Below are 18,526 nucleotides of genomic sequence, written 5' to 3'. Positions count from 1 at the left end.
CTACTCGTCCTGCTGGGCGTCGACGACCGCCACGCCCGCCAGGTTCACGATGTCCTTGACCTCGTCGCCCCGCTGGAGGACGTGGACCGGCTCGTCCATCCCGACGAGCATCGGGCCGATCGCCTCCGCGCCGCCCAGGCGCTGGAGCAGCTTGTAGCCGATGTTGCCCGCCTCGAGGTTCGGGAAGACGAGCACGTTCGCGGGCTCCTCGAGTTCGGAGAAGCCGTAGGTGCCCTCGAGGATGTCCTCGACGACGGCGGTGTCGGCCTGCATCTCCCCGTCGACGGGGAAGTCGACCTCGGGGTCGTCCTGGAGCCGAGCCGCAGCCCGACGGGGTTTACGGGTACCCTCGTTGTTGACGCTGCCGAAGTTCGAGTACGACAGCAGGGCCGCGCGGGGCTCGACGTTGAACCGGCGCGCGAGCTTGCCGGTCTGTTTGGTGACCTCCTCGAGGACGTCGGCGTCGGGGTTCTGGTTGACCGTCGCGTCGGCGATAAAGATCACCCGGTTCTTGAACGTCAGCATGTAGACCCCGGCGGCGTAGTCGACGTCGTCGGCGGTGCCAATCACCTGCAGCGGCGGGCGCAGTGCGGAGGGATAGTGGTAGGAGAGCCCGGTCAGCAGGGCGTCGGCGTCGCCCTGTTCGACCATCACGCTGCCGAAGTAGTTCGAGTCGGTCTCGACGAGTTCGCCCGCTTCGGTCCGGGTAATCCCCTTGCGCTGGCGCAGCTCGTGGAGCCGGTTGGCGTACTCCTCGTAGTCGCCGACCGACGGATCCGCGACCTGGGGCTCGAAGTCCAGCCCGAGGTTCGCGGCCGTCTGGCGGATCTCGCTCTCGTCGCCGATGAGGATCGGCATCGCGATCCCCTGCTCCTGGATCTGGTAGGCAGCCCGGATCATCTTCTCGTTTTCACCCTCCGCCAGGGCGACGCGCTTGGGGTCGCTTTTCGCCTTGTTCAGCACGACCCGCATCATCTCGCGGGACTTGCCCAGCCGGGCCTCGAGCTGTTCTTCGTACTCCTCGAGGTCGATCTCGGTGCGGGCGGCGCCGCTTTCCATCGCGGCCTCGGCGACGGCGGGGGCGACGCGGAACAGCACCCGCGGATCGACGGGCTTCGGAATGATGTACTCGGGGCCGTACTGCAGCGGCTCGTCGCCGTAGGCCTTGACGACCGCGTCCGGAACGTCCTCGCGGGCGAGGTCGGCCAGCGCCCTGGCGCAGGCGACTTTCATCTCCTCGTTGATCTCGGTCGCCCGGACGTCGAGCGCGCCGCGGAAGATAAAGGGGAAGCCGAGCACGTTGTTGACCTGGTTGGGGTAGTCCGAACGGCCGGTGGCCATGATGACGTCGTCCTCGCGTGCGGCCTTGGCCTCCTCGTAGCCGATCTCGGGGTCGGGGTTGGCCATCGCGAAGATGATCGGGTCCTCGGCCATCGTCCGTACCATCTCCTGGGAGACGATCCCGCCGGCCGAGAGGCCGACGAGCACGTCCGCCCCCTCCATCGCGTCCGCGAGGCCGCCCTCGGGCAGGTCCCGGGCGAACTCCCGTTTGTACTCGTTGACGTCGCCCGCCCGAGCGCGCTCCTCGGTGATGATCCCCGAGGAGTCACACATGGTGATGTGCTCCCGTCGGACGCCCAGCGAGACGTAGAACCGCGCGGAGGCGATCGCGCTCGCGCCCGCCCCCGAGATAACGACCTCGAGCTCCTCGAGCTCCTTCCCCGCGATATCGGCGGCGTTGACGAGCGCGGCCCCGGAGATGATCGCGGTGCCGTGCTGGTCGTCGTGGAAGACGGGGATGTCCATCTCCTCGCCGAGCCGTTCCTCGATAGTGAAACACTCGGGTGCCTTGATGTCCTCGAGGTTGATCCCGCCGAAGGTCGGCCCCATCATCTTCGTGGCCGTGATGAGCTCCTCGGGGTCGGCCTCGTCGAGTTCGATGTCGAAAACGTCGATATCGGCGAACCGTTTGAACAGCACTCCCTTCCCCTCCATGACCGGCTTCGAGGCCTGGGCGCCGATGTCACCGAGGCCTAACACCGCCGACCCGTTCGAGACGACGCCGACGAGGTTTCCCTTCGCCGTGTAGGAGTAGGCATCCGTCTCGTCGTCGGCGATTTCCATACACGGGGCGGCGACGCCGGGCGAGTACGCCAGCGAGAGATCCCGCTGTGTATTCGTCGGTTTCGTCGTCGATATTTCGATCTTTCCCGGCGGATCCGTCCGGTGATACTCCAGTGAGTCCTCGTCCAGTCCCATACCGGTGGGACTGTGGGGCACTACTAAAAACAATGTGAAAGGCACAATCGACGATCGTCGAACACCGCTCGAGCGCGGCGGGACGAGTGCGTTCTCGGAGTCGACCGTTTTATACGCACCGCTCCAGTGGGTTGGGTATGGACGTCGCGCTTGGTGGGACGTTCGACCCCGTTCACGACGGTCACCGCCGACTGTTCGAGCGGGCGTTCGAACTCGGGGACGTAACCGTCGGACTCACGACTGACGAGCTCGCGCCGAAAACTCGCCACGTCGAACGACACGTCAACTCCTTCGAGGAGCGAAAGCGAACCCTCGAGGACGAGTTCGAACCCCTCGCCGAGGAGCACGACCGGGCGTTCGAGGTCCGGCCCCTCGAGGAGTCGACGGGGATCGCGACCGAACCGCAGTTCGACTACCTCGTCGTCTCGCCCGAGACGATCGAGGGCGGGAAACGGATCAACGAACTCCGCCACGAGCGCGGCCACGACCCCCTCGAGATCGTCGTCGTTCCCCACGCCCTGGCCGACGACGGCGACATCATCTCGAGCACCCGCATCGTCGAGGGCGAGATCGACGAGCACGGTACGGTTCTCGAGGACGGCGCCGAACCGGGGACGCGAGAGCAACACTAACCGGTCTCGATTCGTTCAGCGAAGCCGTCAGCTTCCGTTCGGAAAGCCGACCGTTCAGTCGGGTTTCGGCTCCGTATCGTACACTTACGAGCGACAGGATCGGTGAAACGGTCCTTACCAGCGGGGCGGCTCGAGGCCGGCCTCCTCGAGGAGGTCCTTCCAGCGCGACTGGATCGAGAGCCGGGAGACATCTGCAGCCTCGGCGACGTCGCTCTGGGTTCGGCCGTCGCTGGCGACCAGCGATCCCGCGTAGAGACTCGCCGCCAGCGTCGCTCGCTTCGAGCGATCGGCCTCTGGAACGTCGAGCAAGAACAGCTCCGCCGCACACGATCGGGCTTCACTCGAGAGCTCCAGTCGGTCGGCGGCCTGCTCGAGGTCCTCGAGCCAGGGTTCGTACTCGATGCGATCCCGGGCGCTGTGCATACCCCACAGTTCCCGTCCGCCGGAAATAAACCTACGGCCCCGCGGCGGGCTCGCGACTCGAGCGGTAATCCCGCCCCACCGAATCGGTTCTCGATCCCAATAGCCGGCTAGGTGCAACAACATTCAGCTACGAACGACTCAGCGAGACGGCCGTTCTCCGCGGATTTCACTAGGACGCGACTACTAAAGCCCCGCTCCGCTGAACCCTGGATCGACGTCCGTCGCTCCGACCGGGCCGGCCGTCCGTATCCCCCATGAAAGAACCAACATGCAAGCTGGTGTGTACCGGGTGCGGTCTCGAGATGCCGTACCGGGATCGGTCCCTGGCCGAACAAGCAGCCGAACTTCACCAGCTTCGTGACGCAGAACACGTCACCTTCATCGTTCCGCCGGACTGGTCGCCCGAGGAGCCGGTCAAACACGAGTGAGCCGGATCGACAGCTTCTTACTCGATTCGCGAAAACCAGGGAACGAGCGCGGGTAGCCAAGCTAGGCCAACGGCGCAGCGCTTAGGACGCTGTCCCGTAGGGGTCCGCCGGTTCGAATCCGGTCCCGCGCATTCTCCGCGAACAACGTCGTGAGCGGAGAATGTAGCCAGCGGATTCGAACCAGACGAGTCGCAGCACTCGAGCGAAGCGAGAGTGATCGTCTCGGCGTGGTTCGAATCCGGTCCCGCACGTCTGACTCCCGCTCGAGAAAGCCCTCTCGCTCTCCTTAGAAAACGTCGTCCGTCGTCTCCGCGTCTCTGATCGCTCCGAGCGTCGTGTATCGAAGCCCCTGCGGGTACTTCGACTCGTAGGGTATCGGTTCCTCGAGTTCGGAGAGCGAATCCGGCTCGAACGCGATCACCTTCTTTCCGTCCGCGATCTTCGCTCCGTCCCGGTAGTCCAACGGATCACGCAACAGATCGGCTTCGTCCGGCTCGAGGATCTCGTCGACTCTCGCGAGATACTTCACTTCCCGAACGTCTCCCGTCACGTACATCGCGACGTACTCGAACTCGCTGCCCACCCGAACGAATCCCCAGGCCTCGTTTTCCTTCAGAAACGGCAGTCCCGATTCCCGGGTTGGAAACACCGCAACGGTCGCCGAATCGTCTCCCTCGAGTTCCTCCCGCGACACGGTCCCGGAGACGTGATTCTCGAGCGGTGCGAGTTCGTCGGCACCGTTCGCTGCGACCGATTCTTCTGTTGGAGTCTCTGTTTCGTCCGCATCTACGATCTCGTCGGTCGAACGGTCGGACTCGAAAACCGGAGCCGTAGTCCGACAGTCGGCGTTCGTTCGACATCGTGCCAGACGTTGGCAAGACGAACGTCAGACACTCCACAACGCTTATTCGCGCGGAAACGGCTTGTATGAGCAATGGCCGGGTTAGACGATGTGTTCGGTGATCTTTTCTCGAGCGTCGATGCCGTTGCACTCTTCTCTCCGAGCGGGTCGTACTACGAACGGTTCTCGGAGCTCGAGGACGCGGACGACGATCTCGAGCTGATCGTCGTCGGCACCGAGAACGACGTCGGCGCGGGCACGTTCGTCGAGCTCCCCCTCGAGTTCGACAACATCTCGGATCGGATCCGGTTCGGGCTCGAGGGCGCGCTCGACCAGGACATCATCGACGACGGCGACACGCTGGCGTGTGCAACGAGCGTCTTCGGCGACGACATCGACACCGTCTCCCGCGCTCGCGCCGACGCCGACTCCCGGACCGGGATCTACGACCTGTTCGCCCGCTCGCGGGCGGATCCGGAGGTCGTCAAGGCGGTGCTGGAGCTGGCGATCGAGCTGGGACAGAAGGGACAGAAGGGGAAACCGGTGGGCGCGCTGTTCGTCGTCGGCGACGCGGGGAAGGTGATGAACAAGTCCCGACCGCTGTCGTACAACCCGTTCGAGAAGTCCCACGTCCACGTCGGGGACCCGATCGTGGACGTCATGCTCAAGGAATTCTCGCGGCTCGACGGCGCCTTCGTCATCTCCGACGCGGGCAAGATCGTCTCCGCGTATCGGTACCTCGAGCCCTCCGCCGAGGGCGTCGACATCCCGAAGGGACTGGGCGCCCGGCATATGGCCGGCGGAGCGATCACGCGAGATACGAACGCGATATCGATCGTGCTCTCCGAAAGCGACGGTCTCGTCCGGGCGTTCAAGGCCGGCGAGATCATCCTGGAGGTCGATCCGGAGGCGTACTAACATGGACTGGCAGACGCTCATCGACGAGCCGGCGGTGATAGCGACGGCGGTGTTGATCCTCGGAGTTGTCATCGGCTACCTGGTCGGGCGGCTCAACGAGGAGCTGCTGACGGCCTCCGGCGTGCCCGAAGCCGTCGAGGGGACGCCCTTCGAGCGGACCGCCCAGTCGCTTGGCACCTCGACGGTCGAGATCGTCGCCCGGCTGAGCGCGTGGTTCATCTACGGGATCGCCGTCCTGACCGCGATCCACATCGCACAGTTGCTGGACACCGACGCGTTCTGGCTCCGGGTAACGGAGTTCATCCCGCAGGTGTTCGTCGCGGTGCTCGTGATGATCGTCGGCTTCATCGTCGCGGACAAATCGGAGCTGGTCGTCAGCGAGTACCTCCGTAGCGTCAAACTCCCCGAGGTAGCAGTCATCCCGAAGGTCGTCAAGTACACCGTCCTGTACGTCGCCCTGATTATCGCGCTGGGACAGATCGGGGTCCACATCCTCGCGCTGTTGATTCTGCTCGCCGTGTACGCGACGGGGATCGTCGTCGTCGGCACCTACGCCTTCCAGGACTTCCTCGTCTCGAGTGCGGCCGGGATCTACCTGCTTCTCAACCAGCCCTACGGGATCGGCGATCGGATCCAAATCGGCGAGCAGACCGGGATCGTCCAGGAGGTCGACCTGTTCGTCACGAAGATCGAGGACGACTCCGAGGAGTACATCGTTCCCAACCGGAAGGTCTTCGAGGACGGGATCGTCCGGGTTCGAGAGTAATTCGGGTTCTATGGAGTCTCCCGGGGCGGTTCCCGCGAGTTACCCGACCTCTCGAGCGACGGCGAGTACGTTTCGGAGCGCCGTCCGCGACTCGAGACACATGACGCGAGTAGCGATCCCAGCGCCGATTCGCCGATTCCAATGTAAATAGATAGAGCAGGAATAGAAAACAGTGTTATACATATGCGTATCTTTATCAAACAGTAGCCCGCTACTGGTGTGTAATGTCGAATCACGGTATAATCGACTCCGAGGTCGGGCTCGTCGGGGCGACGGTGCTCATCGTCGGGAACGTCATCGGGGTGAGCGCGTTCGTGTTGCCGGGGCCGCTGGCCGGCGACGCCGGCCCCGGGATCCTCCTCGCGCTCGGGCTCGCGATGATCCCGCTCGGGTTCGGGATCCTCATGTCCTTACAGCTGGGGAGCGCGATCCCGGTCGCCGGCGGTAGCTACGTCTACGCCTCGAGACTGGTCGGTCCGTTCTGGGGCTTTCTGTTGCCCTGGATCACCATTCCGGGCGTCTGGGCGGGAATGTTGTTCATCGGGCTGGGCTTCGCCGAGTACGCGGGCTTCGTCGCCGACAACGTCTCCGGTATCCCAGCGATTCCCGAGCTGGCGCTGATCTACGGCCTGTTGATCCCCTTCATCGCCCTGAACGTGCTCGGGATCACGGTGGTCGCCGTCGTCCAGTTCCTGATGGTCTCGCTGATCGTCGTCGGGATGCTCGCGTTCATCGTGCCCGGCGCGTTCATGATCGACGTCGACAACTACACGCCGCTGTTCCCCTACGGCGGCGGCGAGGTGATCGTCGCCGTCGTCTCGCTGTACTTCCCGCTCCGGGGTTTTCGGCTCGTGGTCGAACTCGGCGAGGAGATGAAGAACCCGGCGAAGAACATCCCCCGCGTGCTGGCGCTGTCGGCCGTCGTCTCGCTGTCCCTGCTCGTCGGTCTGGTCGCCGTCCTCGTCGGGACGACGAACCACGAACTGCTGGGCGGGATGGACGCCGCCGTCGCACAGGTTTCCCTCGAGAACCTCCCCGCGGCGCTGACGGCGCTGGTCCTCGTCGCCGCCGCGATGGGGGCGCTGACCTCGATCAACATGACCTACACCGCCTACTCGCGACTGCTGATGCGAGCTGGCCGGGACGACATCATTCCCGGCGCGATCGCCCGGATCCACGACCGGTACGACTCACCGTACGTCGCCGTCCTCCTGCTCGGCGTGCCGCCGCTGCTCGTCGCGCCGGTTTCGCCCGGAACCGTTACGCTGTCGGTCGCGCTCTCGCTGACGATTCTGTTCGGGCTCGCGGTGTCGGGAATCGCGCTCTGGAACCTGCCGAAGACGTTCCCCGATCGCTACGAGTACTCGCTGTACAAGCTGCCGCCGTGGCTGCTCAAGACCACGGCCGTCGGCGCGGTCACCTCGGCGGCGTTCCTCTGGGTGCTGGTTTCGACGCAGCTCCCCGCGATGGTCGCGGTTCTGGTCGGCTGGATGGCGCTCGGCTACGCCTTCTACCGCGCTCGACTGTGGTACTTCGGCGAGCGCGGGATCGACCTCGAGACCCGGATGCAACGGCTCCACGAGAACGAGCGCGTCGAGAGCTAATCCTCGATCGAGAGGCCGGCGTGCCAGCGGTCGACGCCCGCCTCCCGCTTTGTCTCGTCCATCCTCGCGAGCAGGTGGGTCGCGAGCGTGGCGGTCTCGGCGGCTCGGGACTCGCCCTCGGTGCTGAACTCCCCGCCCTGGCGGTCGGCGTACACCGTACAGACCGCGCCCGCCCGCAGCCCGTAGACGCTCGCGAGCGTCATGATGGCGCTCGCCTCCATCTCGATGTTCTTGACGTTCGCCTCGGCGAGCTGCTCGACCAGATCGGTCGAGCCGGCCGCCTCGAACCCGTCGAATCCGGGTCGACCCTGGCCGGCGTAGAAGGAGTCGGCGCTCATCGTGACGCCGGTGTGGTAATCGTAGCCCAGCCGCTCGGCGGCCGCAACGAGTGCGCTGACGACCTCGTAGTCGGCGACCGCGGGGTAGTCCTCGCGGACGTACTCGTCGCTCGTGCCCTCCTGGCGGAGCCCCCCAGTCGTGATCACGAGGTCGCCGACGTCCATCTCGGGTTGAACCGCACCGCAAGAGCCCACTCGGATGAACGTGTCGCAGCCGACGCGAGCCAGCTCCTCGACCGCGATGGCTGCGGAGGGGCTCCCGATCCCCGTCGAGGTGACCGAGATCGGCGTTCCCTCGTAGCTACCCGTCGCGGTGCGGTACTCGCGGTGGTGGGCCCGGATCTCGTGGTCGTCCCAGTAGTCGACGATGACCTCGAGCCGCTCCGGATTCCCCGGCAGGAGGACGGTGTCGGCGACGTCTTCGGCCGCGACCTCGAGGTGGTACTGTACGTCAGTGTTGGGATCTTCGCTGTCTCCCGGCATTCAGACGCGTCGGTTCGCACCCGCGGTGTATATAAATGCCGGGCTCCCGTAGCGCCGGTATGGCAGACGGCACGCTCGCGGACACCTACGTCGCCGCGATCCAGCACGATCTGGCGGACCTGCCGTCGGGGGCGACCCGGGTCGGCGTCGTCCGGAAGCCGGCGCCGTGGTTCCACGCCGCCGTCGACGAGAACGTCCCCGAGCTGGGACCGCCCGCCGAACTCCTCGAGGAGGTCCGAACCGCCGAGGAGGACCTCAAGATGCAGGGGCTCTGTGAGGAGGGGGCGCACAACGCCGCCTGGGACCGGGCCGACTTCGGCGAGCGGTATCGTGAGCACCTCGAGGAGTCTCCGGAGGCGCAGGCGGCCCTCGAGGAGCTCGCGGACCGACTCGCCGGGGGCGAGTCGGTGGCGCTGGTCTGTTACGAGAACACCGAGAAGAAGCGGTGTCACCGGACGATTCTGCGGGAGCGACTCGAGAGCGCGGCGGGCGATTAGCGACGCGATCGGACGACCCGGGTTCCAGCGGTGAGGTCGCCGATCCGCTGGCGGTCGTCGGTGACGAGCATCACCACCAGTCCGACCGCGTAACTCAGGATGCCGTCGACGATCCGGAGCACGTTTCGCACGAGCGCCTGGCCGACCGATATCGGCGTTCCGTCGGGATTGACGACGGCGACGCCCGCAATATATTTTCCGACAGTCTGTCCGACCGCGGCCTCGAGTGCGACGAAGTAGCCGAGGTAGGCGACCGCGCCGAAGAAGTAGACGCCGGCAGTCGTCTCCGGCCCCGTCGCGAGCAACAGCCCGACGATGAGGAACACCGTGAGGACGTGATCGATGAGGAAGCCGGCGACCCGGGGCAGAATAACGTCCCCTTCGGTCCCCGCGTATCCGCGTTTCGTCGTCTCCATGCGCCCTCTCCCGGAGCGGTTCTAATAAGTTTTCTGACTATTTCGGGAACGCGCCGACTCGGGTCGGCCCGGCGTCACTCGAGCGTCTCCTGGCTGATCGTGTTCGGCAGCAGCTCCTCGAGGGTGTACTTGCTCGGGGCCTCGTCTTCGCCTTCGTCGCAGAAAACGGCGAGGTCGCCGTCGCAGAACTCCGAGAGGGTCTGGCGGCACATTCCGCAGGGGGTGACGCCGTCCCGACGGTCGGAGCTGACCGCGAGCCGGGAGAACTCTCGGTGGCCGTTCTTGACGGCCTCGGCGATCGCGACCTCCTCGGCGTGGAGGCTGTTGCTGAAGTTGGCGTTCTCGAGGTTGCAGCCGACGAACACCTCGCCGTCCTCGGTCTCGAGGGCGGCGCCGACGGGGTACTCGGAGTAGGGAACGTGTGCGTCCGCCTGGATCTCGCGGGCGGCGTCGATCAGGTCGTCCATACGGGCGCTACTGCGAGGGAGTCAAAGAAGGCACCGACCCGAAGGCGATCAGTCCTCGTCGCCGTCGTAGGCCTCGCCCGCGGCCTCCGGCAGCCGGGTCTTGCCGACGAAGACGAGGACGACGACCACCGTTGCGTAGGGGATCGTCCGGATGAGCTCCGTCGGGACGGCGTAGCCGAGGTTCTGGAGCTGGAACTGCATCGCCTCGAGCCCCGCGAAGAGGAACGAGCCCAGCAGCGCGCCGATCGGGTGGTAGTTCGCGAAGAGGTAGGTCGCGATGGCGATGAACCCCCGACCGCCGATCGCGGTCTCGCCGCCGCCGGCGAACGTGCCGAGCTGGCCGAGCGCGAAGCCCGCCCCGCCGAGACCGGCGAAGATCCCCGAGAGCAGAACCGCGGTGTACCGAACCCGACGGACGTCGACGCCCGCCGTATCGAGCGCCTTCGGGTTCTCGCCGCTGGCGACGACCCAGCGGCCGAACGCGGTTCGGTTGAGCAGGTACCAGCCCGCGACCGCGGCCGCGAGCATGATGTACACCTGCGGGGGCGTGTCGAACAGCAGGTAGCCGAGCAGCGGGATCTCCGACAGCACCGGGATCGTGACGTTCTGGAAGTAGCCGACGCCCGCGGTGTTGGGGCTGTCGAAGACGATCCGGGAGACGAACGGCGCGAGCCCGAGCGCGATCAGCCAGACCGCCAGTCCCGCGATGATCTGGTCGGCCTTGAAGTCGATACAGACGACCGCGAACAGCAGAGCAAACAGCGTGCTGACGAGGACGCCAACGGCGAAGCCCCACCAGTGGTGGGAGAGGGCGAGCGTGGACTCGCCCGACCCGAGCCAGAACGTGACGATGATTGCCGAGAACGCCGAGACGATCAGCAGTCCCTCGATCCCGATGTTGATGACGCCGCTCTTCTCGGCGAAGATGCCGCCGATCGCGGCCAGTGCGATCGGCACCGCCAATCGGAGCATCGTCGTGTGCGTGCTCGGGTTGGCCGCGATCGAGAGCAACACGCCGGCCCACGAGTCGGGGAAGACGAGCCCGAGGACGATCCACACCGCGGTGATCGCGCCGAGGCCGACGAGCAGGGTCCGGCGATCGGGCCGAGAGGGGAGCTCAATCATCGGCCTCACCTCCGGTCGACCGCGCCCGTTCGGGGCCGCCGACGTCGGCGTACCGGCGTCCAATCATCCGGAAGAACTCCGGCATCGCGACGAAGAGGATGATCAGCCCCGAGAGGACGCCCACGAGTTCGGGCGGGACGTCGGTCGCGGTGTTGATCGCGTTCGACCCGCTCGAGAGCACGCCGAATAGGAGGGCCGCGGCGCCGACTCCTAACGGGTTGTTCCCCGCGAGGATCGAGACGGCGATCCCGTCGAAGCCGAGCGCGGGGACGTTCTCGAGCCAGCGGCCGTGTTCCATCAGCACCCAGAAGGCGCCGGCGACCCCGCCGAGCGCCCCCGAAAGCGTCATGCTCGCGACGGTCATGCGCTTCTCGTCGACGCCGCCGTAGGCCGCGGCTTTCGGCTGAATGCCGCTCGTTCGGAGCTCGTAGCCGAACGAGGTCCGGGCGAGCAGCCAGGCAATGGCGATCATGAGCGCGACCGCGAAGCCGAGCGCGAGCAGGGAGAAGTCCATCCGACCGCTGAAGCCGACGACCGGAACGTTCGGGATCTCCGCGTACTCCGGGATCGCCCGGGTCTGGGGGTTCGCGCTGTCCGGGTCCTGAAACTGCCAGGACAGCAGCGTCGAGGCGACGCCGGCCGCGATGAAGTTGAGCATGATGGTCGTGATGACCTCGTTCGCGCCCGCGTAGGCCTTGAGAGCGCCGGGGATCGCTCCGTAGAGGCCGCCGCCGACGGCACCCGCGAGCACACCGATCGGAATCAGCAGGATCGTCCCGACGAAGCCGCCGGGGACGTACGACGCGGCGAACAGGACCGTCACCGCGGTCAGCAGGCCGCCGATGACCAGCTGGCCCTGTGTTCCGATATTAAAGAGTCCAGCGCGGAACGCGACGGCCACCGAGAGTCCGGCGAAGATCAGCAGCGTCGTCTGTCGCAGCGTCGTCGCGAGGCTGTAGTTCATCGGACTCCAGTCACCCTCGAGGGGGTGGCCCAGCGAGCCCAGGAACAACTCGTAGTAGACCTGCATCGGGTTGTAACAGAACGTAACCCCTGCGAGGTCGAGGCCGGCCCGACAGGAGGCAAAGCCCCCGGAGACGAAGACGAGCACGCCGCCGACGAGGATCGCGGCGAACAGCGCCGCGACGCTGATGGCGACCCGTTCGGCCACCGAGGCGTGGATCAGCCGCTCGAGCAGCTGCTCGAGATCGTCGCGCATCAGCGATCACCTCCTTCGACGAGGTCGCTCGCTTCCGATTTCGTGGTCTCGCCGGGTCGTTCGCCGGCCATCAACAGACCGAGTTCCTCCTCGGTGACGGTGTCGGGATCGGTGACGTCGACGAACTCGCCCTCGTAGATAACCGCGAGACGATCCGACAGCGACTGGACCTCGTCGAGCGCCGAGGAGACGAGCAACACGGCCTTCCCGTCGCGCCGGAGGTCGAGCAGCCGCTCGTGGATGAACTCGGTCGAGCCGATGTCGACGCCCCGCGTGGGGTGGGTCGCGACCACGAGGTCGGGGTTGCGCTCGAGTTCGCGGCCGACGACGAACTTCTGCTGGTTGCCGCCCGAAAAGGACTCCGCGTCGGCGTCGGCGGTGGGCGGTCTGACGTCGTAGGTCCCGATGACGTCCTCGGCGTGATCCCGAACGTCGGCCCAATCGATGCGGCCCCCGTGGGCGAACCGCGGGGAGCGCTGGCTCCCGAGGACGGCGTTCTCGACGAGATCGAACGGCATGACCAGTCCCTGCTCGTGGCGATCCTCGGGAACGTGTGCCATCCCGGCGTCGATCCGTCGGCGCCGAGACCAGTTCGTGACGTCGTCGCCGTCGAACCGAACCGTCCCCTCGTCGGGCGTTCGCAGCCCCGTGATCGCCTCGATCAGCTCGCTTTGTCCGTTGCCGTCGACGCCGGCGATGCCGAGAATCTCGCCGGCTCGTACCTCGAGGTCGATCCCCGAGACGACCTCGACGCCGCGGTCGTTCTCGACGGTCACGTTCGACGCCGAGAGGATCTCCTCGCCGGTCTCGACCGGGTCGCTGTCGGCCTCGAGCAGGACCTCTCGGCCGACCATGAGTTCGGCGAGATCCTCGCGGGTGGTCGTCGCCGGCGCGACGGTCCCGACCGACTTCCCGTCCCGGAGGACGGTGATCGCGTCGGCCGAGTGCATCGCCTCGCCGAGCTTGTGGGTGATGAAGATGATCGTCTTCCCCTGCTCCGTGAGTTCCTCAAGGACGCCGTAGAGGTCCTCGACCTCCTGGGGCGTGAGGACGGCCGTCGGCTCGTCCAGGATGAGGACGTCCGCGCCGCGGTACAACGCCTTCAGGATCTCGACGCGCTGCTGGGCGCCGACGCTCAGTTCGCCGACCGTGGCGGACGGATCGACGGAAAATCCGTACCGGTCACAGAGGTCGGCGATCTCGCGCTCGATGCGGTCGCGATCGACCGCCAGGCCGCCCCACTTCTTGGGCTCGTTGCCCAGCGCGATGTTCTCGGCGACGGTCATCGTATCGACCAGCATGAAGTGCTGGTGGATCATCCCGACGCCCGCGTCGATCGCGTCGCGGGGTCTGTCGAACTGACGGGGATCGTCGTCGACGACGACCCGTCCCTCAGTGGGTTCGTAGAGCCCGTAGAGGACGTTCATCAGCGTCGTCTTCCCCGCCCCGTTCTCGCCCAGCAGCGCGTGGACGCTCCCTCGCTCGACCCGGAGGTCGACGTCGTCGTTCGCGACGACGCCGGGGAACCGTTTCGTGATTCCCTCGAGGTGGACAGCGAGGTCCTCGCTCGGTCCCGCGCCCCCACCGGTGGCCGTACCAGGCTCGCTCATCACGTTACAACTCGTCGGGAACGTCGATCTCGCCGTCGATGAGCTCCTGGCGCGTCTCGTCGACCTCGTCGCGGATCTCCTCGGGGATCTCGTCGCCGATCGACTGCCCGTAGACCGCCTCGACGCCGTTGTCCTCGAGGCCGATCTCCTCGGTCTCGCCGCCCTCGAACGCCTCGTCGACGACGGAGCCGATCGCGTCGAACACCGCCTCGTCGACGCGCTTGACCATGCTCGCGAGGATGACGTCGGCGTAATCCTCCTGGCTCACCGACTGGTCGTCGTCGACGCCGATCGCGAACCGGCCCTCGTCCTCGGCCGCCTGGAAGACGCCGATCCCGGTACGACCGGCCGCGTGAAACACGATATCTGCGCCCGACTCGTACATCGTTCGGGCCGCTTCCTGTCCGGTCGCCGTGTCGTTGAAGTCGCCGACGTAGCTCGAGAACACCTCCGCGTCCGGGTTGGTGTGTTCGACGCCGGCCTCGAAGCCGGCGTGAAACGACTCGATCAGCGGCGACTCCTCGCCGCCGACGAAGCCGACGGCGGACTCGTCGGGGTTCGTCTCGCCGTCGCCGGCCGCGAACTCCTCGTCGGTCAGCAGCCCGGCCAGGGTGCCGACCAGGAACGAGCCCGCTGGTTCGTCGAACAGGTAGCTGCGGACGTTGTCGGCCTCGACGACCGTATCGACGATGATGAAGTCCTGGTCGGGGTACTCCTCGGCGTTGCCCTCGAGGGCTTCCTCCTGGGCGAAACCGATGCAGTTGACAAGGTCGTAGTTGTCCGACTCGGCGAAACTCCGCTGTGCGTCGTCGAACTCCCCGACCGACTCGGGTTCGGCCTCGTCGAAGGAGATGCCGTACTCCTCCTCGGCCTGGACGGCCCCCTGCTGTGCCATGTCGTTGAACGAGTCGTCGCCGAGCCCGCCCGTAGCGTAGACCATTCCGACCTCTACGTTCTCGCCGTCCCCCTCGTCGCCGAACCCGCCGACGCAGCCGGCCGCCGCCACGAGGCCGGCTGCGCCTGCACCGCACAAGAACTGCCGCCTGTTGGATACCATGATACTCGATAGTGCGCGAGGCCAGGTTAAATGGTGCGGATTCTGCCGGCTAATTGGACGAACATGCATCGAGATAGACAGTAACTAGCCCGATTCGTCACCCGCATCTGGCGTCGAGTTCTTCATCACAGCCGCGCTCGAGACCGCGTCACCACCGTTCGATCACCGCCTCACCGGACCGCTTCGATCGCGTGCTCGATAACCGTCCGTCCCTCCGCGACGAGTTCGTCGACCTCGTCGCTCTCGGCGTAGAGTCGGACGTAGGGTTCGGTTCCGCTCGGGCGGACGAGCAGCCACGAGGCGTCCGCGAACTCGAGGCGCACGCCGTAGCTCGTGTCGACGCTCGACTCGGGGAACGCCTCGGGCAGATCGGACTCGAGGCGGGCCATCGCGTCGGCCTTGAGACGATCGGGGCAGTCGACGCTGACCTTCCGGTAGGGGCGTTCGGTGACCGGCTCCCGCAGCGTAGCGACGCTCCCGGCGTCGGCGACGAGTGCGGCCACGACGCCGGCGCTCGCGACGCCGTCGATCCAGCCGCCGAAGCTCGTGTGGATGTGTTTCCAGGGCTCGGCGGCGAAGACGACCTCGGCGTCGTCACCGGCCTGGTCGCGCTCTCGCGCGATCCCCTCGTGGAGGGCACCCAGGCGGACTCGTTCGACGCGTCCGCCCGCGTCCCGAACCCGCTCGTCGATTCGGGCCGAGGCGTTCGGCGTCGTGACGACGACGGGATCGGCGGCGTCGCTCGTCTCCGTGTAGTGGGCCGCGGCGAGCGCGAGGATGGTGTCCTCGTGGACGACCGCCCCGTCGGGCTCGAGGACGACGAGCCGGTCGGCGTCGCCGTCGTGAGCCAGGCCGAGGTCGAACGAGCCCTCGGCGAGGAAGTCGCTGAACTCCGTCAGGGTCTCGGGGGTCGGTTTGCTGTCCCGACCGGAGAAGTGGCCGTCGACGTTCGCGTTGACGCCGACGACGTCGGCGCCGAGCTCGTCGAGCACCTGCGGCGTCGCCAGCGCGCCGACGCCGTTCCCGCAGTCGACGGCGATCGACAGCCCCGCGAGCGGCGACTCGTCGCCGAACTGGGTGCGCACGTAGTCGGCGACGGCGTCGCGGTAGCGGCCGAGGACGTCGGCCCGTTCGGACCGTCCCCACTCCTCCCAGGAAGCAAGCCCGGGGTCGGCAGCACCGACCTGCTCGTCGATCAACGCCTCCGCGTCGCTGTCGTACTCGACGCCGTCGACGAACAGCTTGATTCCGTTGTCGGTCGGCGGGTTGTGACTCGCGGTGAGCATCACGCCGCGTCGATCTCGAGAGGCGAACGCGAGCGCCGGCGTCGGCAGGCGACCGACGCGACGGACGTCGGCGCCGGCGCTCTCGAGGCCGGCCTCCATCGCCGCGGCCAGGGCCGGTCCCGTCTCCCGTCCGTCCCGGCCCACGACGAACGTCGTTCCGGGCTCGCCCGCGGCCTGACCGACCGAGAGCGCGAGCGATGGTGAGACGGTCTCGACTGGCCCGCGGATCCCTGCGGTCCCGAACAGTGTCATGGTGGCCCGTTCCGCGAGGAACTACTTATACTGTCTGTCCTCGAGCGGAGCGAGAACTCGAGCGCGCCCTCCAGGAGGACGGTTTCGGCGTGGTCTTGAGATATTGTTGGTCTACGAGAAAAGACACGGCAGCCCGTCTCGTACGAACCGCTATCCGTCGTTTTCCGGCACGGCCGAGAGCCGTACTTCGGTTGTGCCTGTAGATCGGGATAGCAATCCGTCTCAGGCGTCGGGCATCTCGTCGATGAGGACGACGGCCTCGCCGTCGACGACCGTCGCGTCGTCGTCCTCGTCGCGGACGACCGTCTCGAGGCGGTACTGGTTGTTGCCGAGGTCCTCGACGATCTCGACGCGGGCGGAGACCCGGTCGCCGATTCCGACGGGGCCGGCGAACTCGAGGTCCTGGGAGAGGTAGATCGTCAGTCCCGGAAGCCGGGCCAGCGCGGCGCTGATCAGGCCCGAGACGAGGGTGCCGTGGACGATGCGCTCGCCGAATCGGCTGTCGGCGGCGAACCCGTCGTCGAGGTGAAGGCGGTTCGTGTCGCCGCTGATCTCGGCGAACGCCCGCACGTCCTCGTCGGAGAGCTCCTTCTCGAAGGTGACCTGATCGCCCGGACCGAGCGCCGTCGGATCCTCGACGGTTCGTTCGAAGCTCCAGTCGGCGTCGGCGTACTCGAGGGAGGGGATCGAGGCGTCGGTGTGGTTGCCGTTCGGTTCCGCCTGAGTCGAATCCATCGCGGCGACGGCGGCGCGGTTGGCCGCGGTCGCGCTCCGGAGGACGGATCGGGTTGCAGTGGACCAGGCGTTGGCCAGGGCGCCAAACCCGTTCTCGCCGGCGTTCTGGTGGGACATCTACTCTCGCTATAGGGACGAGCCCGTTATACGTCTTTGGCTGCACAATGCGCGGTTATCCGTGCCCGCGACGGCGTGGTAACGGACGCTTTCGAGTCCCCGATGCGGGCTCGAGGCGGAAAATCGCACTACGGGGCGATGACGACCTCCGAAATGTACTTGAAACCATTCAATGGCACTCGATGGTAGAAATCGGAAACCCTTATTAGTACGGAGCGCATTGACTGTATTGATGACGGACGACTCCGACCAATCGCCCTGGTTCCCGCCGACGATGTTCGCCGAGCAGATGCAGAACGCGGGCGAGCAGGTCGCCGAATCCCAGCAGGAGATGCTGAAACAGCTGATGGAGGCAAGCTCCGCGAACCCGCTCGAGAACGCCTCGAGCTTCGGTCCGATGAACATGGGAACGGCGACGTTCAAGGCGCGGGTCCAGAGCGGCGGTCGGATCAGTATTCCCGAACCCGAACGGGAAGCCCTCGACATCAAGGAGGGGGATATCGTCCAGACGATCGTCGTTCCCGTCAAGCGAAACCGAGAGGAAGACCAATGACACAGAACCCATTCACCGCCATGTTTACCGCACAGCGCACCGCCATCGAACAGAGCCAGCAGCTCACCCACGACGCCCTCGAGGCCCAGAAGACCTCCTTCGGCGCCTTCGTCGACGCCGTCGAGTCCTCGAGCTCGGCCGTCGAAACCAACGCCGAGTTCACCAAGGGCGCCGTCGCGGCGTACTTCGACGCCGTCGAAGCGTCGATGCCCGAGGACGGCGTCGACCTCGAGGAGTTCCGCGCGCAGTTCGAGGAGAACGTCGACGCGATGACCGACGCCCAGCAGGAGTCGATCTCCGCCGTCGCCGAGGCCCTCCACGAGTCCGAGGCCGCCTACGACGAGTTCTCCGCCAGCTACGCCGAGGTCGTCGACACGAGCTTCGACGCCATGCTCGAGGCCCACGAGCAGGCCGAGGAGAACGTGTCGGCCGTCACCGAGAACGTCGACTCCGTCGCAGAGGAGTTCGACGTTTCGGCGTAACGACCATAGCCTTTTGTT

Annotated in this window: 20 protein-coding genes and 1 tRNA gene; 9 read left to right on the top strand and 12 right to left on the bottom strand. The window is 66.4% G+C overall.

Annotation, left to right across the window (positions count from 1 at the left end):
* Positions 1-2,259: an NADP-dependent malic enzyme gene (locus ACFEMD_RS16570; RefSeq protein ID WP_394742337.1), complete on the bottom strand. Its 2,259-nt coding sequence runs from the start codon at positions 2,257-2,259 to the stop codon at positions 1-3.
* A 137-nt stretch (positions 2,260-2,396) separates the two neighbouring features.
* Here ACFEMD_RS16570 and ACFEMD_RS16565 point away from each other — a divergent pair, with 137 nt between their 5' ends.
* Complete coding sequence (locus tag ACFEMD_RS16565) at positions 2,397-2,891, top strand: phosphopantetheine adenylyltransferase (protein ID WP_278304663.1); 495 nt, start codon at positions 2,397-2,399, stop codon at positions 2,889-2,891.
* Between the two features lie 114 nt (positions 2,892-3,005).
* Here the strand turns inward: ACFEMD_RS16565 and ACFEMD_RS16560 are convergent, their stop codons facing one another.
* Positions 3,006-3,314 carry a transcription initiation factor IIB family protein gene (locus ACFEMD_RS16560; RefSeq protein ID WP_278291820.1) on the bottom strand — a complete coding sequence of 103 codons (309 nt, stop codon included), beginning with the start codon at positions 3,312-3,314 and terminating at the stop codon, positions 3,006-3,008.
* A gap of 254 nt (positions 3,315-3,568) precedes the next feature.
* On the opposite strand from ACFEMD_RS16560, the gene ACFEMD_RS16555 reads away from it, so the two are divergent.
* Together ACFEMD_RS16555 and ACFEMD_RS16550 are read left to right on the top strand one after the other, a co-directional pair.
* Positions 3,569-3,742 carry a hypothetical protein gene (locus tag ACFEMD_RS16555; protein WP_169330925.1) on the top strand — a complete coding sequence of 58 codons (174 nt, stop codon included), beginning with the start codon at positions 3,569-3,571 and terminating at the stop codon, positions 3,740-3,742.
* 46 nt (positions 3,743-3,788) lie between these two features.
* A tRNA-Leu gene (locus ACFEMD_RS16550) sits at positions 3,789-3,873 on the top strand.
* A gap of 155 nt (positions 3,874-4,028) precedes the next feature.
* Here ACFEMD_RS16550 and ACFEMD_RS16545 read toward each other — a convergent pair.
* Positions 4,029-4,436 carry a hypothetical protein gene (locus ACFEMD_RS16545; protein WP_394742336.1) on the bottom strand — a complete coding sequence of 136 codons (408 nt, stop codon included), beginning with the start codon at positions 4,434-4,436 and terminating at the stop codon, positions 4,029-4,031.
* Positions 4,437-4,676: 240 nt separating this feature from the next.
* Between ACFEMD_RS16545 and dacZ the strand changes: the two genes are divergently transcribed.
* The 3 genes from dacZ to ACFEMD_RS16530 all read left to right on the top strand — a co-directional run bounded on the left by dacZ (position 4,677) and on the right by ACFEMD_RS16530 (position 7,871).
* On the top strand, positions 4,677-5,501 hold the full coding sequence (gene dacZ / locus ACFEMD_RS16540) for a diadenylate cyclase DacZ (RefSeq protein ID WP_394742335.1): 825 nt from the start codon (positions 4,677-4,679) through the stop codon (positions 5,499-5,501).
* A 1-nt stretch (position 5,502) separates the two neighbouring features.
* On the top strand, positions 5,503-6,267 hold the full coding sequence (locus tag ACFEMD_RS16535; protein ID WP_394742334.1) for a mechanosensitive ion channel domain-containing protein: 765 nt from the start codon (positions 5,503-5,505) through the stop codon (positions 6,265-6,267).
* Between the two features lie 224 nt (positions 6,268-6,491).
* Complete coding sequence (locus ACFEMD_RS16530; RefSeq protein ID WP_394742332.1) at positions 6,492-7,871, top strand: APC family permease; 1,380 nt, start codon at positions 6,492-6,494, stop codon at positions 7,869-7,871.
* Here ACFEMD_RS16530 and ACFEMD_RS16525 read toward each other — a convergent pair.
* Complete coding sequence (locus tag ACFEMD_RS16525) at positions 7,868-8,692, bottom strand: nucleoside phosphorylase (protein ID WP_394742331.1); 825 nt, start codon at positions 8,690-8,692, stop codon at positions 7,868-7,870. The genes ACFEMD_RS16530 and ACFEMD_RS16525 overlap by 4 nt on opposite strands.
* Positions 8,693-8,751: 59 nt before the next feature.
* Here ACFEMD_RS16525 and ACFEMD_RS16520 point away from each other — a divergent pair, with 59 nt between their 5' ends.
* The gene (locus ACFEMD_RS16520) at positions 8,752-9,189 is read left to right on the top strand and encodes a DUF488 domain-containing protein (protein ID WP_394742330.1); all 438 of its coding nucleotides are present in this window, start codon (positions 8,752-8,754) and stop codon (positions 9,187-9,189) included.
* Here the strand turns inward: ACFEMD_RS16520 and ACFEMD_RS16515 are convergent.
* From ACFEMD_RS16515 to ACFEMD_RS16480, 8 genes are all read right to left on the bottom strand, one after another.
* Positions 9,186-9,605, bottom strand: a complete 420-nt coding sequence (locus ACFEMD_RS16515; RefSeq protein WP_394742328.1) for an RDD family protein — start codon at positions 9,603-9,605, stop codon at positions 9,186-9,188. The genes ACFEMD_RS16520 and ACFEMD_RS16515 overlap by 4 nt on opposite strands.
* 74 nt (positions 9,606-9,679) lie before the next feature.
* A complete protein-coding gene (gene cdd, locus ACFEMD_RS16510) occupies positions 9,680-10,072 on the bottom strand; it encodes a cytidine deaminase (RefSeq protein WP_394742326.1) in 393 nt (130 codons plus the stop codon).
* A gap of 48 nt (positions 10,073-10,120) precedes the next feature.
* Positions 10,121-11,197 carry an ABC transporter permease gene (locus ACFEMD_RS16505; RefSeq protein WP_394742325.1) on the bottom strand — a complete coding sequence of 359 codons (1,077 nt, stop codon included), beginning with the start codon at positions 11,195-11,197 and terminating at the stop codon, positions 10,121-10,123.
* Positions 11,190-12,416 (bottom strand): ABC transporter permease, encoded by a 1,227-nt coding sequence (locus ACFEMD_RS16500; protein ID WP_394742323.1) that lies wholly within the window; start codon positions 12,414-12,416, stop codon positions 11,190-11,192. Before ACFEMD_RS16500 ends, ACFEMD_RS16505 begins: the two co-directional genes overlap by 8 nt.
* Complete coding sequence (locus tag ACFEMD_RS16495; RefSeq protein ID WP_394742321.1) at positions 12,416-14,026, bottom strand: ABC transporter ATP-binding protein; 1,611 nt, start codon at positions 14,024-14,026, stop codon at positions 12,416-12,418. The genes ACFEMD_RS16500 and ACFEMD_RS16495 overlap by 1 nt, the downstream gene beginning before the upstream one ends.
* A 4-nt stretch (positions 14,027-14,030) precedes the next feature.
* Complete coding sequence (locus ACFEMD_RS16490) at positions 14,031-15,083, bottom strand: BMP family lipoprotein (protein WP_394742319.1); 1,053 nt, start codon at positions 15,081-15,083, stop codon at positions 14,031-14,033.
* Between the two features lie 170 nt (positions 15,084-15,253).
* Positions 15,254-16,621, bottom strand: a complete 1,368-nt coding sequence (locus tag ACFEMD_RS16485) for a phosphohexomutase domain-containing protein (protein ID WP_394742318.1) — start codon at positions 16,619-16,621, stop codon at positions 15,254-15,256.
* 222 nt (positions 16,622-16,843) lie between these two features.
* Positions 16,844-17,473 (bottom strand): MaoC family dehydratase, encoded by a 630-nt coding sequence (locus ACFEMD_RS16480; protein ID WP_394742316.1) that lies wholly within the window; start codon positions 17,471-17,473, stop codon positions 16,844-16,846.
* Between the two features lie 232 nt (positions 17,474-17,705).
* On the opposite strand from ACFEMD_RS16480, the gene ACFEMD_RS16475 reads away from it, so the two are divergent.
* Together ACFEMD_RS16475 and ACFEMD_RS16470 are read left to right on the top strand one after the other, a co-directional pair.
* On the top strand, positions 17,706-18,026 hold the full coding sequence (locus ACFEMD_RS16475) for an AbrB/MazE/SpoVT family DNA-binding domain-containing protein (RefSeq protein WP_394742315.1): 321 nt from the start codon (positions 17,706-17,708) through the stop codon (positions 18,024-18,026).
* Complete coding sequence (locus ACFEMD_RS16470; protein ID WP_394742314.1) at positions 18,023-18,508, top strand: hypothetical protein; 486 nt, start codon at positions 18,023-18,025, stop codon at positions 18,506-18,508. The genes ACFEMD_RS16475 and ACFEMD_RS16470 overlap by 4 nt, the downstream gene beginning before the upstream one ends.
* The last annotated feature ends 18 nt before the right edge of the window (positions 18,509-18,526 follow it).

This window comes from Natronococcus roseus (assembly GCF_043677095.1).
GTDB lineage: Archaea > Halobacteriota > Halobacteria > Halobacteriales > Natrialbaceae > Natronococcus > Natronococcus roseus.
Note: the sequence above shows the minus strand (reverse complement) of the source record. Positions and strands in the feature narration are given on the sequence as shown.

Bases quoted from the DNA above. Each gene is read 5' to 3' on its own strand.
- ACFEMD_RS16535 (WP_394742334.1), top strand. From the start codon at position 5,503: ATGGACTGGCAGACGCTCATCGACGAGCCGGCGGTGATAGCGACGGCG.
- ACFEMD_RS16515 (WP_394742328.1), bottom strand. From the start codon at position 9,605: ATGGAGACGACGAAACGCGGATACGCGGGGACCGAAGGGGACGTTATT.
- ACFEMD_RS16485 (WP_394742318.1), bottom strand. From the start codon at position 16,621: ATGACACTGTTCGGGACCGCAGGGATCCGCGGGCCAGTCGAGACCGTC.
- ACFEMD_RS16475 (WP_394742315.1), top strand. From the start codon at position 17,706: ATGACGGACGACTCCGACCAATCGCCCTGGTTCCCGCCGACGATGTTC.
- ACFEMD_RS16530 (WP_394742332.1), top strand. From the start codon at position 6,492: ATGTCGAATCACGGTATAATCGACTCCGAGGTCGGGCTCGTCGGGGCG.
- ACFEMD_RS16490 (WP_394742319.1), bottom strand. From the start codon at position 15,083: ATGGTATCCAACAGGCGGCAGTTCTTGTGCGGTGCAGGCGCAGCCGGC.
- ACFEMD_RS16505 (WP_394742325.1), bottom strand. From the start codon at position 11,197: ATGATTGAGCTCCCCTCTCGGCCCGATCGCCGGACCCTGCTCGTCGGC.
- ACFEMD_RS16480 (WP_394742316.1), bottom strand. From the start codon at position 17,473: ATGTCCCACCAGAACGCCGGCGAGAACGGGTTTGGCGCCCTGGCCAAC.
- ACFEMD_RS16525 (WP_394742331.1), bottom strand. From the start codon at position 8,692: ATGCCGGGAGACAGCGAAGATCCCAACACTGACGTACAGTACCACCTC.
- ACFEMD_RS16500 (WP_394742323.1), bottom strand. From the start codon at position 12,416: ATGCGCGACGATCTCGAGCAGCTGCTCGAGCGGCTGATCCACGCCTCG.
- dacZ (WP_394742335.1), top strand. From the start codon at position 4,677: ATGGCCGGGTTAGACGATGTGTTCGGTGATCTTTTCTCGAGCGTCGAT.
- ACFEMD_RS16470 (WP_394742314.1), top strand. From the start codon at position 18,023: ATGACACAGAACCCATTCACCGCCATGTTTACCGCACAGCGCACCGCC.
- ACFEMD_RS16560 (WP_278291820.1), bottom strand. From the start codon at position 3,314: ATGCACAGCGCCCGGGATCGCATCGAGTACGAACCCTGGCTCGAGGAC.
- ACFEMD_RS16555 (WP_169330925.1), top strand. From the start codon at position 3,569: ATGAAAGAACCAACATGCAAGCTGGTGTGTACCGGGTGCGGTCTCGAG.
- cdd (WP_394742326.1), bottom strand. From the start codon at position 10,072: ATGGACGACCTGATCGACGCCGCCCGCGAGATCCAGGCGGACGCACAC.
- ACFEMD_RS16565 (WP_278304663.1), top strand. From the start codon at position 2,397: ATGGACGTCGCGCTTGGTGGGACGTTCGACCCCGTTCACGACGGTCAC.
- ACFEMD_RS16520 (WP_394742330.1), top strand. From the start codon at position 8,752: ATGGCAGACGGCACGCTCGCGGACACCTACGTCGCCGCGATCCAGCAC.
- ACFEMD_RS16495 (WP_394742321.1), bottom strand. From the start codon at position 14,026: ATGAGCGAGCCTGGTACGGCCACCGGTGGGGGCGCGGGACCGAGCGAG.
- ACFEMD_RS16570 (WP_394742337.1), bottom strand. From the start codon at position 2,259: ATGGGACTGGACGAGGACTCACTGGAGTATCACCGGACGGATCCGCCG.